The organism is Acetobacter thailandicus (genome assembly GCF_011516655.1).
Lineage (GTDB): Bacteria > Pseudomonadota > Alphaproteobacteria > Acetobacterales > Acetobacteraceae > Acetobacter > Acetobacter thailandicus.
The window spans coordinates 179,604-197,614 of record NZ_WOSV01000004.1; the positions used below are offsets into that span (position 1 = coordinate 179,604).

The window sequence follows — 18,011 nt, forward strand, 5'->3', positions numbered from 1 at the left end:
TATGTCTTTGTCTCACCCTCCTGTGCCCGCAACAATGGTGGCTGCAACAGTGCCGGCCCCGGGCGGACCAGACGCAATTCGTTTTGAAACTCTGTCCGTGCCACAACCCGGGCCGGGTGACATTCTGGTGCGCGTCCTGGCCTGCGGTGTAAACCGGCCTGATGTTATGCAACGCAAAGGGCTGTATCCGCCACCACCTGGTGCACATCCTGGTCTGGGGCTTGAGGTGGCCGGTATTGTCGCCGCCTGCGGTGAGCCTCTGCCTGGTCAGACTATGCTTGAAGTCGGTGCACGGGTATGTGCTCTGACAAATGGTGGCGGCTATGCAGAGTATGCACTTGTGCCTGCAGCCCAGTCTTTGCCCTGGCCTGATGGTTTTAATGCGGTTGAGGCCGCAGCTCTGCCTGAAACGTTTTTTACGGTCTGGTCTAATCTGTTTATGCCGGCATTTCCTGCCCCAGGGGCACGTGTGCTCATTCATGGTGGCAGCAGTGGCATTGGCACAGCGGCTATTCAGCTGGTCAGATCTTTTGGTGGCATCCCTTATGTCACAGCCGGTACAGCTGAAAAATGTGCTTTATGTGAAAAGCTTGGTGCCATAGCCATTAATTACCGTGAAGAAGATTTTGCTGAACGTCTTCGTGAGTTAACAGACAAAAAAGGCGTCAATATTATCCTTGATATGGTGGGTGGCGGCTACCTTGAGCGTAACCTGCGCAGTCTCTCAACGGATGGTCGTCTGGTTATCATTGCTCTTCAGAGTGGCTCTAAAGCACCGGATGCTGACCTGACCCGTATTATGACACAGCGTTTGACCATTACCGGCAGCGCCCTGCGTAAACGAAGCCCTGAGGCAAAAGCACAGATCGCTCAGCAATTGCAGCAGCATGCCTGGCCACTTCTGGCGTCGGGTGAAATAACGCCTCTGATCCATACTATTTTACCGCTATCGCAGGCAGCGCAGGCGCATGAGGAAATGGAGAGCGGTAATCATTCAGGTAAGATTATTCTGACAACAGAAGAGTCTCCTCAGTCATGACAACATCTTCTCTGCTGGCACAACGTCTTGAGCGGGTGCGCTCTGAAATTGCCGCAGCTGCACATAAAGCCGGTCGAAACCCGGAGGATGTTGAGCTTGTTGCTGTTTCCAAATTTCATCCCGCCAGTAGTATTGCTGAAGCTATTGCTGCTGGTCAGCGTATATTTGGCGAAAATCGTGTGCAGGAGGCATCTGCAAAATTCCCGGCATTACGGGAACTCAGTCCTGACATAAAGCTGCATCTCATCGGTGGGTTGCAGACTAACAAAGCCCGGGATGCTGTGCAGCTGGCTGACAGGATTGAAAGCCTTGATCGTCCTGCCCTGGCTGATGCTCTGGCAAAAGCTGCTGATGCCTGTGGCCGTATGCCAGAGCTGCTGATTGAGGTAAATACGGGTAACGAGCCACAAAAATTTGGTATAGCCCGCGATCAGGCCGATGATTTCATCAGGCTTTGTCAAAAACGCTTCGGAGAGAAACTGTGCGGGCTGATGTGTATTCCCCCGGCGGATGAAGATCCGACTTTGCATTTTCAGCTGCTTCGCAGTATGGCCTTGCATCATGGACTGCCTGTTCTTTCTATGGGTATGTCAGCTGACTACCCCCAGGCGATTGCTCAGGGTGCAACACATGTGCGGGTAGGTACGGCCATTTTCGGGCCCAGACCAACTATACCCTGATGAAGAAAAAACACGAATGACTTGCTCTTTGCCTGCAAGTGCCTTTATGCAGGCGCTCCTGAACCTCTTGCCCGTAAGTACATGCATACGGAGTGTAAACTGACATGACCGACCCAGCCAGCCCTTCATCTGATCATGGTGCCTCTGACGGCGCTACGTCAGTCGATGCAGCGCCACTGCACGATCAGTCAGCCCCTCCCGGGCCCCGGCATATTACTGAATTTGCCGGTGATGAACCTCAGCACGTAGCAGCTCCGGTTGGCTTTGCGGCCCTCCTGTCTGTGCTTGGCGTTGTTTATGGTGATATTGGTACAAGCCCGCTTTATGCCTTTCGGTCTACCGTGCAGGTTATTTCGGGTCATCATCAGGTGGCCGCGTGGGAGGTGATGGGGGTCGCCAGTCTGATCTTCTGGACACTGATCCTCATCGTAACCCTGAAATATGTCATGCTGATTATGCGCGCTGACCATAACGGAGAAGGTGGTATTCTGGCCATCTCCTCTCTGGCGCAGCGTGTCATTTCAAAACCAAAGCTTCGTACAGCGCTCGCACTGGTTGGTGTTGTCGGAGCCTGCCTGTTTTTTGGCGATGGTATTATTACTCCGGCTATTTCTGTTTTATCGGCGGTCGAAGGTATCGAAGTCAGTGTGCCCGCAGCGCATGATCTGGTTATTCCGATCGCTGTGATTGTTATTATCAGCCTGTTTAGTGTGCAGTATATCGGTACCGGCAAGGTAGGAACAATTTTCGGGCCGGTTATGCTCCTCTGGTTTGGCACAATTGGTGTGATGGGTTTGCTTAAAATTCTTCATCATCCTGCCATTCTCATGGCTCTCTCGCCTGTTTATGCAGTTGAATTCGTGTTCTACCACGGCAGGCTCTCATTTCTGGCGCTTGGCTCTGTCGTGCTCTGTGTCACCGGGGCTGAGGCTCTTTATGCCGATATGGGGCATTTTGGTCGGGCGCCTATTCGTTATGCCTGGTTGTTTTTTGTGCTGCCTATGCTGGTGCTGAACTATTTTGGCCAGGCGGCACTTATTATTGAAAGTCCTAAATCTCTGGCTAATCCCTTCTTCCTGCTCTGCCCGGGGTGGATGCAGGGTTTTATGATTGTTCTCTCCACACTGGCCACCGTTATTGCCAGTCAGGCTGGTATTTCAGGTGGTTTTTCGGTCTGTCGCCAGCTGATTCAGCTAGGGTACATGCCGCGGCTGCGTATCACGCATACGAATGCTGAAGAGGAAGGGCAGATTTATCTGCCCGACTTTAACCGTTTTCTGGCTGTTGGTGCGGTGCTGCTGGTTTTGGCTTTTCAGAGTTCAGACCGTCTCGCTTCAGCTTATGGCATCGCTGTTACAGGTACGTTTATCTGCACCACATTGCTGGCGATTGTTGTCTTTCGTTATCATTTCAACTGGCCTGCCTGGCGGGTGGCTGTTGTCTTTGGCAGCTTCATGGTGCTGGATACGACCTTCTTTTCAGCCAATGCGCTTAAAATTCCTGATGGCGGCTGGGTGCCGGTCCTGCTTGGCTGTGTACTGACCCTGATGATGACGACCTGGAAAAAAGGCCGCAGTCTGGTCATAGGCAGGCAACGTCAGGACAGCCTGCCCATGGGCTCCTTCATCGCCAGGCTGCCACAGTCGCGCATCATCCGTGTGCCGGGTATGGCAGTATTTATGACGGGTACGCCTGATATTGTACCTCCGTGCCTGTTGCATAATCTGCGTCATAATAAAATTTTGCATGACCATGTAATGTTTGTGACGGTGCAGAACCTTGATCAGCCTGAAGCTGAAAGAGGCCATCGTGTTTCTGTCGAGCAGCTGGCCCCCGATATTTATCGTGTTATTCTGCGCTATGGCTTTATGGAAATGCCCAATATTCCGCGCGCTCTTGAAAACCTCAAAGCAAATGGTGTGGATTTTGATGCGCTGCAGGCCTCTTACTTCACCTCACGCGAGATGATTACCCGTTCGCCAGTTTCACGTCTCTCGCGGTGGAGAATGTGGCTCTTTATGTTCATGGCACGTAACTCAACATCCAGCATGGAATTCTTCCGCATTCCGCCTGACCGTGCTGTGCAGCTGAGTGTGAAAGTGGCGATCTGATCCTTGTCTGCTGAACCACTCGCTCTTTATATCCACTGGCCTTTTTGTCTGGCCAAATGCCCCTATTGCGATTTTAATTCGCACGTCAGAGAGCAGATCCCTGAGGGGCGCTTTGTTAAAGCGTTGCGTGCTGAGCTGGCTTACGAGGCCAGCCGCCTCGGGCGGCGTAAGCTGGGCTCGGTTTTCTTTGGCGGAGGCACGCCCTCTCTCATATCGCCTGAAAATGTGGCCGCGTTGATTGAAGATGCGACCTCACTTTTTGATCCGGCAGATGATATCGAAATTACTCTTGAGGCTAACCCGACCAGTGTTGAGGCGGGGCGTCTGCACGGCTTCAGACAGGCCGGAGTGAATCGTGTTTCATTAGGGATTCAGGCTCTTGATGATGTTTCTCTGCGTTTCCTTGGGCGGGAGCATTCTGCAAAACAGGCAGTTGCAGCACTCGAAACCGCCCGCAACCTGTTTAGTCGCATTACCTTCGATCTGATTTACGCCAGACCAGGGCAGTCACTTGCTGACTGGGAGGAAGAGCTGCAAACAGCATTAACTCTTGCGGCAGATCACATCTCTCTTTACCAGCTCACAATAGAGCAGGGCACACGTTTTGAAGCTCTTTTTCGTTCAGGTAAGTTTAGTTTGCCAGATGAAGACGAGGCAGCTTCTCTTTATCAGCACACAGCAGAAGTCACCTCCCGTTTCGGGCTGGCCGGATATGAGGTGTCGAACTATGCCCGCCCTGGCAGTGAAAGCCGACACAATCTGACATACTGGCGTTATGGTGATTATCTGGGGATCGGGCCAGGTGCACACGGGCGTATTACTGAGGGTGATGATCTGTTTGCGACACGTCGTCACCGTGCCCCGGAGCCATGGGCAACGCTGGTTGAGCAAAAAGGTACAGGCCAGACACAGAAGGAAAGTCTTGTTGCACAGGAACGTGCACGAGAGATGTTGCTGATGGGGCTGCGGGTCACAGAAGGCCTGAACCTTACACGCTTCAGAGAGCGTACCGGGCTTACATTAGCTGATGCGACGAACTCAGTTATTCTCGACGCAGCCTGCGAAGAAAACTACCTTACTTTAGAGGGTAATAATCTCCGTGCCACAGCTGAGGGCCGCCTGCGCCTGGAAGCTTTGCTTGGTGCCCTGATTCGTTAAAAGGCACCTTACACGTATATTATCAGAGCTCTTTGCAGGGTTTTACATTATCTCTTTCGCGTGTCGGCCGCTGAGGGCGGCGCTCGAAATGAAGGTCCTGGGGACCGTTCAGATTTTTCGCTTTCTGAGACAGCGTGTTCAGCCAGCGTTCTCTTGCCTGCTCGGACGGAGCAGAGGAGGGAGATTGATTATGGACAGACAGGTTCATACTATAACCTCTCGCGTAAAGAGCTCCGGCAGGGAGCTATCAGGAAAATATCTCCGGTTATGACGGTAAAATAGTCTGTACCAGTCACTCTGAGATGGTCTGTTTCTACCCTGTTTCTCTCTTGTTATTTTTGACAGTTTTTTTAATTCTTATTAGTCATAAAATAGCGGTATTTAGTGATACCAGACAAAAGAAGAGACTTGCTAAGCCTAACATGACCAGTTTTTTTTGCAATGTTCCTGGTAGCTCAGAGCATGACTGAAAGGCGCTGTCGGGTGGACAATCTTTCCCTTCGAGGTAACGCCACCCCTGAAAAGGACGCATTGTCATAGGGTTAGTGCGTATTAACTCAGGCGATACACATATGAGTGTACTCTCTCTGCCATCGGGACGTGTACCGCTTTTAATATCAAGAATAGTTTGCCGGCATACAATCAGCCCGCCAATTACCCGGTATAATGAACCGCCGCTCAGAAGTTCATCCGCACGTTTAGGAAAAAACCGCGTATAGACCACCGGCACCGGGCCATAATCCGGGTGTGGATAAAGGTTTTCTGACATTTTCTGGCGCTGTATCAGCTCTTCAGGCGAAGACACACCAACGGCAAGTTTGATGAGACCGAGCATGAGAGGGACCTTCTTATATCAGAGTAAGTTAGCAGGGTTGTGGTACATGGGGGAAAATCCTGTCACTGACAGATATTCTCTTTTGCCGTAGAAGCATAGTTTGTGTTTTATCATCACCAATGATAAATTCAGGGACATCCTGAGAAAAGACAGCATTTTATGAATGTTTCGTCAGCATCCTCCCTTTTTTCGAACATATAAGGAATTTTTTGTTATCCATGTCTGTTCGTCTTTTGAACATTACAGGTCTTTTCCGTAGCAGGCCTAAAGCTTCTCCTCTTGTGATACTAACGAGTGTTTTTTCACTGGCACTATCGGGTTGTGGTTATTACGACTCTCGTACGGCCCATAAAGCGCAGATCTCTCTTATCGGTATTTCAAGCAGTGATTTACAGGCCTGTATGGGTATCCCTGATAAGACTAAAAAGCTGCCTGACGGGTCTGAAATTTATGAATATACCCGGGGTCTTAATATACCATCAGCTAATGACTCCACTCTTTTCCCGTTGCAAAGTGTCGTCAATATTATTGAAAATGCACTGGGTGGCGCCGGAAAAACCTGCGTTGCAGATGTGCGTATTACAGACGGGAAAGTGACTGATCTGCATTATGGTGGCGATAATGACGAAATTGTCGGTGCTGATGGTGTTTGTGCGACAATTGCCAGGGGGTGTGTTCGTCGTCCCCTGCCGTCGATGCAGGTTATTTCTTCTAATCCCCTGGGGCCGGTCAAGGCATATCGTCAGCCACAGATTAAACCTGCCAAATCGCAGCCAGTTGCAACGGGAGAGGGTGCCGCCGTTACGCCTCAGGCCGGAGCAGCCGTCGAAGGTATGCCAGCTACTACTCTGCCTGACCTGAAGACAAAAGCGGTTACACCAGCAATACCTTCAGCTATTGCGCCGGCTAACGCGCCATAATATTTTATAATCCTGTGGTCCGATGTAAAAAGGAGCACAGGGTTATTCTTTGTTTTTCATTATATCCTCTTGGCAGAACACAGGCTTTGCGCTAGGAAAGCAAAATGTGGACCCGTAGCTCAGCTGGATAGAGCGTCGCCCTCCGAAGGCGAAGGTCGAAGGTTCGAATCCTTTCGGGTCCGCCATACTCTTATAAAATATCCAATAAAAACAAATAGATAACGACTTTCCTAAAATCGTCACCCCTCTTAAAACGATCGCTAGGGCGGCAAGAGCCTCTGCTGCTGCCTCACTATCTTCTTCTGTTGCTGGTCTGTGTTGTTCCTGCTCTGCCAGTCTCTCAATAATGAGGAGCCTGTTCTCTTTTATTAGTGCCAGCGTTTCAGGGTCTAGCTGTGAGGTGCTCCCCTCAATAACTGGCCGACCATTCTTCAGGACGATACGACATCCGCACCACTCAGTCTCTTTTAAGAGTGTGTCGGCTATCGTGACCAGAGAGGCGACTTCCTCCTTTTGTGCTGCTGCCGCTCTCTTTCCCTTAGCACTACAGTTGCATTTTATGTCGTGAGTGAGCGCAGACTGCCCGTCGCCCACATCCTCAGATGGTCCGTCTTTCGACGAACACATCAGGCCAGCGCTATCCGCGCTCACTCACGACATAAAATGCAACTGTAGTGTTAGCTATCGTGTAGCGCATACTCATCGTGAAATCTGACTTCTGGCGCAATACTGAGGATGAGTGAGGGAATAGAACCTGCCTCAATGAAAATTGGATAATACATTTTTCTTACTTGCCGGGCTATTTTAGCCCGGCTTTTTTTTTGATTACTTCGATTAAGACTTTGCCCAAGTTCCTTTTTAGGGTGGGAAACCGTCACAGATTCAGAAAAATTCTGTAACGTATATTAATGGTTTAATAGCTATTATGCTTCTTTCTTCCAGGCTCGACGAATACCATCCCCGGTAAGCGGATTCATGGTCCAGTCAGGGAACTGAGCGTGAAGTATAGTAGTGACTTTTTCTACAGCCTCATCTTCAGAAAGACCACTTTTCTTAGCTTTCCGGGTTTCTGCAATCAGTGCTGCCATAAAAGCTTCTTCATCTTTAATAAGCTTTTCACCCGGCCCTGGGGGACTGTGATCAGGAATAACCAGTTTGGGCTTAAGTGGCACAAGAGCCTGGAGTGTATGAAGCCATTCTTCTGGGCCGATACTACCACCAAGAAATGTTGGTGTAGCAAGATTCTGCACGACGTCTCCCGTTACGAGAGCCTGATCTTCTGGAATGTATACTAGTGTGTCACCATAAGTATGTGCGGGGCCAGCCCAGAAAATACGGGCATGCACATCGCCCAGATCAAGTGTTTTTTCACCGTTAAAAAGTTCGGGCTTGCCGTAATCCGCGTTACTCAGTGCTTCTGCATTGTGAATACGAAATCTTTCGAGCATGCGCCCTTTGTCAGCATTCAGTTCATCCTGCTGAATACTCGGGCGCAGTAGCTTCGTGCCGGCAGGAAAGCCGCCAAAGCCTGCGGCATGCTCGGGGTGAAAATGTGTTGTTGTGAGGTAAACTGGCTTACCAGGAGCGAGGCGTTCTACTTCTTCTGAAATGACGTGTGCTGCGGCATTCCCCAGTCCGGTATCGACGACCAGCACAGCTTTTTTACCAATAATAATCGGAATATTAGGATAGCCCGGAATCATCCATATATGGGGACTGAGCTGTACGGTTTTACTGGCATCAAGTAATGGTACAGTTGCCCCTGCCGGTACAGCAGGAATAGTTGGAGCCTGAAGTGCAGGTAAGGATGCCCCTGAAGCAATGCTGATATTTAAGGATAAAGATATTATACAACAGTAAAAAGAAACGTGTTTCCAGCGGGAATGTGCTTGCGTCATTAAAAGGGCCCTGTTGCGATTAATATGCCGTCAATGAATAGACCATTGCTGTTTCAAAATTCATAGCCAGAATACGCCGGTCATCTATTCGTGATAGGCCACACGCCAGAAGATGAATAAATCTTACATCAAGAGTGAAAAACTTTTATCGATTTTGTAAAATGTAAAACTCGCGCTGTAAAAGTAGCATTAAAAATGGAAGAAAACTGCCGTTTTTTAAAACACAGCTATGTCTGCCTCGAAAACATGTTTGCAACCCATATTGCAGCACATTTTATCTTCTATCTTAAAGAATGAGCCTGGTTAGAGATATATTCTGTTGAGGTCAGAAGTATCGGAAATTTCTTGACACGTGAAAGGAAAAGCGCACTAACTGAAGCGGATTAGGCCAAGCTTCATAGCCAGGCCTCGTAGGCGTTAACGTGAAACAACGCACAGCAACTGACAGCGGAATGCTGGCAGCCTGTGCGTCTGTGTATCCACAGTCACCGGTCTGTCGGCATGACAAGGATACATAGGCATGAAACTCTTCCAATCTTTTCGTAATCGCGGTGACGGCCCCGAAGTTCAGCGGGTAAGGCATGAACTCAACAGGCGCAGTCTTGAGGTTCGCGTCGTCGAACGTCTGTCCCCGCACATGATCCGTATTACGCTGGGCGGAGCAGAACTAGCTGGATTCAGCAGTCCCTCTCCCGATGATCATATCAAGATTTTCATCCCCGGTCTGGATGGTGTTCCGACCCGTCGCGATTACACGCCGCGCCGTTATGATCCGCAAAATGGCACTTTGATTCTGGATTTCGTTAACCACCATGGTGGGCCAGCAGCGGCCTGGGCACGGGCCGCCAGGCCTGGTGATCGGCTTGAAATTGGTGGGCCACGTGGTTCCCAGATGATCTCCGGCGTAATCGACCACTGGCTTCTGGTCGGCGATGAAACAGCGCTGCCTGCAATTGGTCGACGTGTCGAGGAGCTTCATGCCGGGGCTTCCGTCACTACTGTCATTGCTGTGCCTGGAGCTGAAGACGAACAGGTATTCGTCACGGATGCGAGGCATGTAGGACACTGGGTTCATCGATCCATGGATATGGCAGATGACGCTGCTGCCATTCTTGATGCCTTAAAAAATATTCAAATCCCGGAGCGGACTTTCGTCTGGGTCGGAGCCGAAGCTCAAGTGGCAAAGGCTATCCGTCAGTATCTGCTGGAAGAATGTAAAATTCCGGCAAAGTGGATCAAGGCTTCTGGTTACTGGGTGAAGGGTATGGCTGATGCCTCAGTCAAAGATGTCGGAGACACACGCTGAGGAGGCGCAGATGATAGGTTGTTCATACTTTCCCGCTCCTGACGATGGCATAGAGCCGGCTGATTTCTGCTGCTATCCAGGAGCAAAAATCAGCCGTTCCCGGTTAATGATTTATCGGGTCATTGCTTTAAAAGTTTGTGTTTGTTCAATCAGCGCTGTTTCAGCAGGTAGTCGCTCCATGCTCGAAGCGCCATAGAAACCATGGCAGTCAGGGCATGCGTTCAGTACTTTCTGCGCGTCAGCCGGCATGGCAATTGGTCCGCCATGGCACAACAGAATAACATCGTCGCGTACACTTTTGGCAGCCTCAGAAATTTCATTAATGAGCCTGATAGAATCTTCCAGAGTAAAGGCGGTTTCAGCGCCAATACTGCCGCCTGTGGTCAGCCCTATATGAGCCACCAGAATATCAGCACCTGCGCGGGCCATGTCTTTGGCTTGCTCGGTGTCAAAGACATAAGGCGTTGTAAGCATGTCTTTTTTATGCGCCCGGGCAACCACATCGACTTCCAGGCTGTAGCTCATGCCGGTTTCTTCAAGGTTTTTGCGGAAATTACCGTCAATCAGACCAACTGTCGGGAAGTTCTGAATCCCTGAAAAGCCTGCACGTGACAGATCATCAAGAAAAACATCAAAATTGATGAAAGGATCAGTACCGTTAACACCTGCCAGCACGGGGGTATCGGGTACTACAGGCAGAACTTCGCGTGCCATTTCCATAACAATCTGGTTCGCGTTGCCATAGGCCAGAAGCCCGGCAAGAGAGCCGCGTCCTGCCATGCGGTAGCGGCCAGAGTTATAAATAACAATAAGGTCAATACCACCGGCTGCCTCACATTTTGCTGAAAGACCTGTGCCGGCACCACCACCAATAATAGGCTTACGGGCGTCGATGAGTTTACGCAGGCGGCCGAGGATAAGATTACGTTCAATTTTTGGCATAATGTTCATGCTCCCTGAAAAGCTGAGTGAGTTCATCCGCCATTGCCTTAGCAAAAGCCGGATCATTAATTGTCAGTGGCAGACTGATAAAACGCCGCTGTTTTGTTTGTCTGAGGGTGTCAAGCAGCGCATCGCGAAAAGCGCTGTCAGCTGCCGGGTCGTGAAAAGGCTGGCCGGGGCAGTCAAGCTGAGAAAAACCGCCTTCCGGGTAGTAAAAACGCACAGGACCATCGCAACGGTTAAGACGTTCTCCGATTATGTGTCCTATTTGCCGGCATTCTGCCGGTGTGGTGCGCATCAGGGTGATAAACGGGTTATGCTGAAGCAGAACCCGGTCACGATACTGCTCAGGTACAGTTTCTATGGCCCCGAAATTGACCATGTCGAGACCACCGCAACTGCCAACATACGGGACACCCGTCTGAGCAATACTTTCAAGACGTTCGGCTGTGCAGGGGAAAATCCCACCGGCGACGAAGTCACAGAACTCTGTTGTCGTGACATCAAGCACGCCACGCAGCATACCTTGTGCCACAAGGCGTTCCATTGATCTTCCACCTGAGCCGGTAGCGTGAAAAACCAGACACTCAAAGCTGCTCCCGAGTGTACGTACTGCTTTGGCAACGCAGCTGGTGGTTACACCAAACATGGTAATACCAATCGCCGGTCTGGTATCGGCAGGCGGGGTATAGTGGTGGTGTATCATCCCGCTCATGGCATTGGCGGCATTCGCCAGAACAGTGCGTGAAATACGGTTTAAACCCTGCAGGTCAACCACAGGATAAATCATAGCAATATCTGATTCACCTACATATGGCTCAATATTACCTGAAGCGACGGTTGAGATCAGAATTTTGGGTAATCCGACGGGAAGGCTCTGCATAGCAGGCGCAACAATGGCTGTACCGCCTGAACCTCCAATCCCGATAACGCCGCCCAGAGTGTCACAGCCGGGCAGAAAGTGTCTCAGTGCTTCAGACATGGCGGTTATTGCCCGGCCACGTTCACCGCAAAAAACAGCCTCAGCGCCCTGAGGGTGATGACTGGCAACAGTGCGTGCGCTGATATCTGCCTGGTATGAGACTTCGCCCGTGCTGACATCCACAACTCTGGTGCTCACACCGCGTTCTGTCAGAACAGCGCGGAGATAATCGAGTTCTTCAGACTTTGTGTCGGCTGTGCCAAGAAGGTAGACGCAGAGTGTCATTATGCTGTGCCTCGTTTTCAGGCAGGAGCCGTGATGTCTTCAAGGAAAGTCACAGTTAATGGACCTTCCGAGCCACGTTCCAGCATAGCTTTCAGTGCTAAAAAATGAGGCTGTTTTTCATGTTCCTGAATTGCCTCCATGCTTTGCCAGTGTTCGATAAAGACAAAATGCAGCGGGTTATTGATATCCCGGCGACAGGTGTAGGAAAAATTTGTTGCCTCCTGGCGGGAGGCCCGTACACAAGCCGCGACAACGGGTAAAGCAACGTCGAGATAGTCTTTCTTAAGGTGAAATGAGGCGACAATTGTCACCCCCTGAGAGGTCTGGCGCATTGGCTTTCTCCGCACGTTGGCATGAGAGGAGCCTAACTGAAAGAGACACTTTTAGTATATTGGAATAGTGTCACGTGACACTATTTCTTCAGCATGCATACAGGCCGAGCGTATACGTCTGAGTGCCTCAGGTAGTGCACGAAAGCTGATATTCCCCAGTGCCAGGCGTATACCGGTCGCTGCCGGTGCTGAAGTCGCCTGAAATGCTGTGGCCGGGGGAAGAGAAATGCCCAGAGCATGTGCCTGCTGAATGACATGAGGGGCCAGCGTGGCAGAGACTGGCATCCAGACATGAAAGGCATGGTGACGTGGGGTAACAGCCTGTGGCAGTTCAGTCAGAACGAGTTTCTGGCGACGTATGGCTTCGTGCAGTAAAGAGTGTCTTACACTTTCTGCCGTGCCGTTTTCCATCCACTGGGCCATCATTGCGTAAGAAAGTGGGGCAATCATCAGTGATGAGGCCAGCAATACAGGGTGACAGGCTTCAAGGTAATCTGCTGGAGGAATAAGAGCGCCTATCCGCAGACCCGGACTGAGAATTTTTGACAGGCTGCTGACATGAAATGTCCGCTCGGGCGCAAGTTCCATCAGTGAAGGGCGGGATGGGTCACGTTCTGAGAGATAAACACCATCTTCTATAATCAAAGCATCAAATTTTTTACAAAGTGCAACAATATCCCGGCGGCGTTGCAGCTCCATAGTTGCCGTTGTGGGGTTGTGCATGGTGGGGGTCAGGTAAATAACAGCGCGCTGATGTTTGTTACGCTGTAAAATATCTTCGAGAGCGGAGGGCAGAAGACCCTCTTCATCCATCCTTGCCGCATGAACAGGAAGCTGGTTTTGATGAATAGCCCCCAGCATGCCAGGATATGTTTGCTCTTCCACCACAGCATAATGTACATGTCTGCGTATGACGGTGATGGCAACATTTAATGCCTGTTGTGCACCCGATGTGAGCAGCAGTTGCTCGGCACGTGTGTCAATGCCAAGCCCTTCAAGCCAGTGTGCCATAATCCGGCGGTGTTCGAGATGCCCCGCCACCGGAGGGTAGATATTGAACAAATCAGGGTCGACCTGTTTTGCAAGCCGGGTGAGCGTTCCAGCGAGTGCTTTGTTGCTGAACATAGGCGGCGGCATATTGGTTGCCAGATCAAACCGGGTAGTAGCATTTTCGTGCCCAACGGCAACAAAAGTGCCACGGCCGTGCACACTACGCACCAGTCCCCGCCGTTCAAGTATAGCGTAGGCTCTGGTGACGGAGCCTATGCCAATGCTAAGGCGCCATGCAAGGTCGCGATGTGCAGGAAGGCGTTCATTGACCTGAAGCTGCCCTGAGAGGATGTCATTACTCAGGGCTTCTGCCAGTCGTTCTGCGGGAGAGGTTGTGCCATCAGCCAGATGAGGGGCCCAGGAAGACTGGCGGCGCATCGTTATAATGCTGCGGGAGGCTGAGCGTTGAGGATACGGTTAATGTCGTCTTCCGTCAGGGTGTATCTGAAAAAATCCTGATAAAAATCACGGGTATCTTTGCGTATATCCACATCGTTAAACAGTGCAGGGTGAATAAGTTTCGCTGCCCATTTTAACTGAAGCAGTGCTTCACAGCCGTAGCGGTCCCACGGAAAAACCCCTTCCGGGTTGATGGCCCAGCGGTTATTGCGAAAAGCCTCAAGGGTTCTGAGGGGAGAGGCAGCATCAGGAGCCCCTGCTGCCGGATCAAAGATGATAATATCGGGCTGCCAGGCGACAATCTGTTCGAAGCTCACTGGCCGGTGGTTGCCTGACACCGTGGCTGCATTTTTCCCGCCGGCAGCTTCAATCCAGCTATTGATGAGGGTGTCTGTGCCATCTATCTGCAGCGGGGCGAGGCGGGCAATATGCAGCACCCGGGGTTTATCTTTTTCAGCCAGTGCGTCTGTATGTTTTTTGAGAAAAAGAAGAGTATCTTCCATCTTCTGACGGTAATGCTGTGCTGTTTCGCGTGCCTGGACAGTGTTCAGAGCCTGCGCGGTCATGTCGAGTGACTTCAGCATAGCCGGTAATGTGACGTACCGTGCATCCAGGGTTGTGAGGGAAAAGCGGCGTAAGTTTTCAGCCTGGGCCTGACCGGAAACGAAAACAAGGTCTGTCTTTTGTGTCAGTAATTCTTCCGGGCTGACAGCCCCAGGTCTCACTCCTGTGCGGGCATGTCGTAAAGCAGGGGCTATTTTAAACAGCCATGGGTGTTCAGCCGGGCTTTCGGCTGAGGTTGTGATGTTTTGTGCCGCCCCCAGCATGACCAGAATTTCGTTATGAGCGAACCATAAATCAGCAATAGAGGCAGGGTGAGGTGGCACAGAAACAACTGTGCCGTCCATATCAGTTATCTGCCGGTTTTGCTCAGAAGCCGTTGCTGCTGTCGAAAAGCAAAACGCAGAACAAATGAGGCCGAGTGCTGGTAACTGACGTTTCAGGAGGGTCTTATTTACTGGCATGCCTCACTCTGTTTTAGTCTGATATCAGAGAGTTCTGAGTTTATGAATAACGGTGGCAATAATCTGACTGGGAGATGCAGCGGCATCTATTGCAATAGACAGCTCATCCTGCTGTGGCGGTTCAAGGGTCTGAAGCTGGCTGGGGAGAAGTGTTGCCGGCATATAGTGGCCTTTACGCTTTTCCATGCGCTGGCTCAGAGCGTCCTGGGTGCTGTAAAGATAGACAAAAACAGGGTTCAGGCCTGATGCCCGCAGCTGGTCCCGATAGATACGTTTGAGGGCAGAGCAGGTGAGAATTGCTCCGCTATGCCGGGTGGCACAGTTTTCCATCCACTCACGGCAGCGTTCCAGCCATGGCCAGCGGTCTTCATCGGTCAGAGGGGTCCCTGCAGCCATTTTTTCAACATTATGGCTGGGGTGAAGGTGGTCACCCTCCTGATACGGCCAGCCCAGCTCATTTTGCAGGCCAAGAGCAATTGTTGTTTTGCCACTGCCCGATACACCCATAATGACCAGGAGTTGTTTTGGTACGCTCAGAGCAGACTCTTTTCCTGTTGCCGGGGGCAGAGAGCAGGCAAGGTGCTGTGGTACTGAGGTGCCAGGTGTGGCAACCGAAAGACCTTCAGGGCCGGCGATAATGGCGCGCTCTGCCATATGCAGAAACAAACCATGTTCGATAACGCCAACAATGGCATAGATATTGCGGCTCAGCGCATCCGGGTCGCTAATCGGGCCGAATACGCAATCGGCTATCAGATTTTTTTCATCGGTGACGTAAAAGGAGCCATCGCGGTTTTTGCGCACGGAAACCTGCGCGCCCAGACGTGCGAGGTGAGAGATCGTCAGTTCCCAGCCAAAAGGCACAATCTCAACGGGCAGAGGGCAGCTCTCGCCCAGATGGTCCATATACTTACTGGTGTCTGCAACGATCACCAGCTGTTTTGCGGCCGAGGCGACAATTTTTTCGCGCAACAGGGCTCCACCGCGCCCTTTAACCAGGTTGAGGGTGGATGTTTCAATCTCATCTGCACCATCAATAGCAATATCCAGCACTGTGTGCTGACCAAAGGTCGTCAGAGGAATGCCTTCAGAGAGAGCCTGCTGCTCTGTAACGTCAGAGGTCGGAATAGCACTGATGTGCAAATTCTCATCCCTGATTCGCCGGCCGAGTGCAGCGACAACAAAAGCTGCCGTTGAGCCTGTGCCAAGGCCCACGACCATGCCATCTCTGACCAGTGTTACAGCGTGTTCCGCCGCCTGTTTTTTAAAGACGGATGCGGGGTCAGGAGCAGAAGTGGTCATGGTCGTTCTCTTTGTCTGTTCTTATTATTTAACACAGTCAGGGGTTGCTGGTTCATCCAGAATCCAGCGCACATCATCCATGCCTGTTATGGCACTTGCAGGGCAAGAGGGATCTTTCGACATCACTTTTTTAACAGCTTCTTTTTTACCGGCTCCTTCAACAAACAGAACCAGATGACGACTGGCATGAATGGCCGGATATGTCAGAGTAACCCGTGTATAAGGGGCAACAGGTGGCACGCAGCTTGAAACCCAGGCGGTTTTTTCGTTCAGCACAGGCTGGCCAGGAAAGAGAGAGGCTGTATGGCCGTCATCACCCAGCCCGAGGAGGTTGAAATCAAACAGCGGGCGGTCTTTTTCAAACTGGTCTGCGCCATAAAAACGTTTTAGCAGTGCTTCATAACTTTTAGCAGCTTCTTCCGCCGTGCCCGTAGCCGGAATCGGATGGATATTATCTGCCGGGATCGGTGCACGGGAGAACAGAAGGCGCTGCAACATACCATAATTACTGTCCTGATGATCATGAGGTAAAAAGCGATCATCGCCGATAAAGAACTGCATACGTGCCCATGGAAAACGGCTGACATAAGGTTCAGAGGCCATCAGGCTGTAAAGTGGCTGTGGTGTTGACCCGCCTGAAAGTGCAAGAGAGAAGGGGCCATCAGTTTTTTCTAAGGCCAGTTTCAGCAGCCAGTCAGCAAGATGATGTGTGGCTTCAGACGCATTTTTGAAAATTTCAACGGGCGCTGAGGCAGTGTCATGTCCTGACATAGAAAGAACCTTTTCAGATCGGAGTGTTATTAGTTAACGCCAGTAGAGGCGGCTGTTCAGGATTGTTTCTGCTCAACAGAAACAGCACGTGGCAGAATCAGAGTGCGCATGGCTTCAGCCCAGCCTTCCTGACTGTTTGAGGCAGTGATGTAATGTGCCTGTGCCATGACTTCGGGTGAAGTCTGTCCCATAGCAATGGCAAGCCCTGCCTTGTCAAACATTGGCAGGTCATTATTCATGTCGCCAATACAGGCAACCTCGTGCGGTGCCACACTATACATCTCGGCAATTTTACACAGAGCATAACCCTTATTGGCGTTGAGTGGCGTCACATCGAGATACCACTGAGAAGAGCGGGCGACGCTGGCCCGGCCTTCCATCAGGCGGCCAATTTCAAGCTCCTGGTCATGCATCATCGTGTAATCAGTGCTTGATCCGGTGACTTTACCGATGCCGGACATATGTTCAGCAAAATTATCAACAATGACCGGTTCCTGACGGATAACCCTTTTTTCTGTTGCGACATAAGGGCCGGCACTGTTCTTAATCAGCCAGTCATGCCCGCGAAACAGCCAGGTATCCAGATGGTGCACGTTGCACATATCAAGCGTGTCAGAAATGACATCAGGAGGCAGGGTCAGCTGGGTGTGTATCGAGCGGTCAGCATTGTAAACGCTGGCGCCATTAAGCGCGCCATAAGGCGTGGTCAGGCCGATAGCATCGAGGTACATCTCGATACCCGCCGGGGGGCGGCTGCTGACGAGGCAGACCGGAACCCCCGCTGCATGCAGAGCGCTGATTGTCTCTATGCTGCGTGGTGTGATTTGTTTTTCAGGTGTGAGGAGTGTGCCGTCCATGTCTGTGACGACAAGCCTGATATGGGAGGCGGGAGAGTTTCTCTCCCCTGATGAAGCACTTATATTAACCGGCATAGTGGCTTACCTTCCCGAGTAAGGTTGCAGGCTCAGAACCTGGTACAGCGGGTGCTGTATACGGGTTCTGTCCTGCTGATGTTATGGTGCGCTACCATAGCAAC

General features: G+C 51.1%; 16 protein-coding genes, 1 tRNA gene and 1 pseudogene. 7 read left to right on the forward strand and 11 right to left on the reverse strand.

The annotated features are described in order from the left end of the window. Position 1: 1 nt before the first annotated feature. From GOB58_RS07675 to hemW, 4 genes are all read left to right on the forward strand, one after another. Positions 2-1,039 carry an NAD(P)H-quinone oxidoreductase gene (locus GOB58_RS07675; protein ID WP_407651752.1) on the forward strand — a complete coding sequence of 346 codons (1,038 nt, stop codon included), beginning with the start codon at positions 2-4 and terminating at the stop codon, positions 1,037-1,039. Continuing rightward, positions 1,036-1,719 (forward strand): YggS family pyridoxal phosphate-dependent enzyme, encoded by a 684-nt coding sequence (locus tag GOB58_RS07680; RefSeq protein WP_173559814.1) that lies wholly within the window; start codon positions 1,036-1,038, stop codon positions 1,717-1,719. The genes GOB58_RS07675 and GOB58_RS07680 overlap by 4 nt, the downstream gene beginning before the upstream one ends. Before the next feature lie 104 nt (positions 1,720-1,823). Further along, on the forward strand, positions 1,824-3,830 hold the full coding sequence (locus GOB58_RS07685) for a potassium transporter Kup (protein WP_086636366.1): 2,007 nt from the start codon (positions 1,824-1,826) through the stop codon (positions 3,828-3,830). A 3-nt stretch (positions 3,831-3,833) separates the two neighbouring features. Further along, a complete protein-coding gene (gene hemW, locus GOB58_RS07690) occupies positions 3,834-4,988 on the forward strand; it encodes a radical SAM family heme chaperone HemW (RefSeq protein WP_173559815.1) in 1,155 nt (384 codons plus the stop codon). A 364-nt stretch (positions 4,989-5,352) separates the two neighbouring features. Here hemW and GOB58_RS07695 read toward each other — a convergent pair whose 3' ends face one another. Then, positions 5,353-5,823 carry a DUF1489 family protein gene (locus GOB58_RS07695; RefSeq protein ID WP_086553297.1) on the reverse strand — a complete coding sequence of 157 codons (471 nt, stop codon included), beginning with the start codon at positions 5,821-5,823 and terminating at the stop codon, positions 5,353-5,355. A gap of 218 nt (positions 5,824-6,041) precedes the next feature. On the opposite strand from GOB58_RS07695, the gene GOB58_RS07700 reads away from it, so the two are divergent. Next, positions 6,042-6,743 (forward strand): hypothetical protein, encoded by a 702-nt coding sequence (locus tag GOB58_RS07700; RefSeq protein WP_086553296.1) that lies wholly within the window; start codon positions 6,042-6,044, stop codon positions 6,741-6,743. A 108-nt stretch (positions 6,744-6,851) separates the two neighbouring features. Next, a tRNA-Arg gene (locus GOB58_RS07705) sits at positions 6,852-6,928 on the forward strand. 738 nt (positions 6,929-7,666) lie between these two features. On the opposite strand, the gene GOB58_RS07710 is transcribed toward GOB58_RS07705, so the two are convergent. Further along, positions 7,667-8,641, reverse strand: coding sequence for an MBL fold metallo-hydrolase (locus tag GOB58_RS07710; RefSeq protein ID WP_173559816.1), 975 nt, complete (start codon positions 8,639-8,641; stop codon positions 7,667-7,669). A 520-nt stretch (positions 8,642-9,161) separates the two neighbouring features. Between GOB58_RS07710 and GOB58_RS07715 the strand changes: the two genes are divergently transcribed. Next, a complete protein-coding gene (locus GOB58_RS07715) occupies positions 9,162-9,947 on the forward strand; it encodes a siderophore-interacting protein (RefSeq protein ID WP_173559817.1) in 786 nt (261 codons plus the stop codon). 111 nt (positions 9,948-10,058) lie between these two features. Here the strand turns inward: GOB58_RS07715 and GOB58_RS07720 are convergent, their stop codons facing one another. The 9 genes and pseudogenes from GOB58_RS07720 to GOB58_RS07755 all read right to left on the reverse strand — a co-directional run bounded on the left by GOB58_RS07720 (position 10,059) and on the right by GOB58_RS07755 (position 17,907). Then, positions 10,059-10,889, reverse strand: a complete 831-nt coding sequence (locus GOB58_RS07720) for a phosphoenolpyruvate hydrolase family protein (protein ID WP_173559818.1) — start codon at positions 10,887-10,889, stop codon at positions 10,059-10,061. Continuing rightward, complete coding sequence (locus GOB58_RS07725; RefSeq protein WP_173559819.1) at positions 10,876-12,096, reverse strand: Tm-1-like ATP-binding domain-containing protein; 1,221 nt, start codon at positions 12,094-12,096, stop codon at positions 10,876-10,878. The genes GOB58_RS07720 and GOB58_RS07725 overlap by 14 nt, the downstream gene beginning before the upstream one ends. 17 nt (positions 12,097-12,113) lie before the next feature. Next, positions 12,114-12,428, reverse strand: coding sequence for a putative quinol monooxygenase (locus GOB58_RS07730; RefSeq protein WP_173559820.1), 315 nt, complete (start codon positions 12,426-12,428; stop codon positions 12,114-12,116). A gap of 51 nt (positions 12,429-12,479) precedes the next feature. Next, on the reverse strand, positions 12,480-13,856 hold the full coding sequence (locus GOB58_RS07735; protein ID WP_173559821.1) for an aminotransferase-like domain-containing protein: 1,377 nt from the start codon (positions 13,854-13,856) through the stop codon (positions 12,480-12,482). 2 nt (positions 13,857-13,858) lie between these two features. Next, the gene (locus GOB58_RS07740; RefSeq protein ID WP_173559822.1) at positions 13,859-14,902 is read right to left on the reverse strand and encodes an ABC transporter substrate-binding protein; all 1,044 of its coding nucleotides are present in this window, start codon (positions 14,900-14,902) and stop codon (positions 13,859-13,861) included. A 24-nt stretch (positions 14,903-14,926) separates the two neighbouring features. Continuing rightward, positions 14,927-15,409, reverse strand: coding sequence for a gluconokinase (locus GOB58_RS13085; RefSeq protein WP_233127815.1), 483 nt, complete (start codon positions 15,407-15,409; stop codon positions 14,927-14,929). Positions 15,410-15,502: 93 nt separating this feature from the next. Continuing rightward, positions 15,503-16,204: pseudogene (gene rpiA / locus GOB58_RS07745) on the reverse strand (ribose 5-phosphate isomerase A); the annotation flags it as partial. Positions 16,205-16,228: 24 nt separating this feature from the next. Further along, positions 16,229-16,975: a 6-phosphogluconolactonase gene (pgl, locus tag GOB58_RS07750; protein ID WP_086555314.1), complete on the reverse strand. Its 747-nt coding sequence runs from the start codon at positions 16,973-16,975 to the stop codon at positions 16,229-16,231. Between the two features lie 56 nt (positions 16,976-17,031). Continuing rightward, positions 17,032-17,907 (reverse strand): Cof-type HAD-IIB family hydrolase, encoded by an 876-nt coding sequence (locus tag GOB58_RS07755; protein ID WP_173559823.1) that lies wholly within the window; start codon positions 17,905-17,907, stop codon positions 17,032-17,034. Positions 17,908-18,011: the final 104 nt, after the last annotated feature.